The sequence below is a fragment of the Streptomyces sp. 8P21H-1 genome (assembly GCF_013302945.1).
Map to the genome: position 1 here is coordinate 235 of NZ_JABTYA010000016.1, position 816 is coordinate 1,050.

At 73.5% G+C, this 816-nt stretch carries 1 protein-coding gene; it reads right to left on the reverse strand.

Annotated elements, in window-relative coordinates; genetic code table 11:
* Positions 1–816 (reverse strand): ketoacyl-synthetase C-terminal extension domain-containing protein (locus tag HO151_RS07090; protein WP_302479519.1); only part of this gene is annotated, 816 nt, incomplete at both ends.

Sequence of the window (816 nt, forward strand, 5' to 3'; positions counted from 1 at the left end):
GAGAGCGGCGTCCTCGCTGCCCTCCTCCGCGAACAGCACCTCACGCAGCGGACGCTCCAGGCCCTCGTCCAGGTACGCCAGTACCTCGTCCAGCGCCTCGGCGAACACCGGGAAGCGCGCGTACAGTTCGCGTCCCATCCCCGCACGCTGCGACCCCTGACCGGAGAACAGCAGCGCCGGCGAGCGTTCCGCCGCCCGGCCGCGGGCCACCTCCACGGGCCCGCCCTCCGGGCCGGCCAGCAGCACCGCGCGGTGCTCGAAGACGGAGCGGCCGGTGACGAGGGAGTAACCCAGGTCCAGCGGTCGGGCGTCGAGCGCGGTGATGCGCTCCAGCTGTCCCGGCAGCGCTTCCTCGGTGCGGGCGGAGACGGGCCACGGCACGACGCCGGGGGTGACCTCCGGCTCGGTCACCGGCTCTTCCAGGGGCTGCGGCTCGGGCTGCTCCAGGATGACGTGCGCGTTGGTACCGGACAGTCCGAAGGACGAGACACCGGCCCGCCACGGACGCGTGGTCTCGGGCCAGGCGGTCTCCTCGGTGAGCAGGCGGACCGCTCCGGCCTCCCAGTCGACGTGCGTCGACGGCTGGTCGATGTGCAGGGACTTGGGCAGGGCACCGTGGCGCATGGCGAGCACCATCTTGATGACGCCCGCGACACCGGCGGCGGCCTGGGTGTGGCCGATGTTCGACTTGATGGAGCCGAGCAGCAGCGGCCGCTCGGGGTCCCGGTCCCTGCCGTAGGTGGCGAGGAGGGCCTGGGCCTCGATGGGGTCGCCGAGGGTGGTGCCGGTGCCGTGCGCCTCGACGGCGTCGACGTC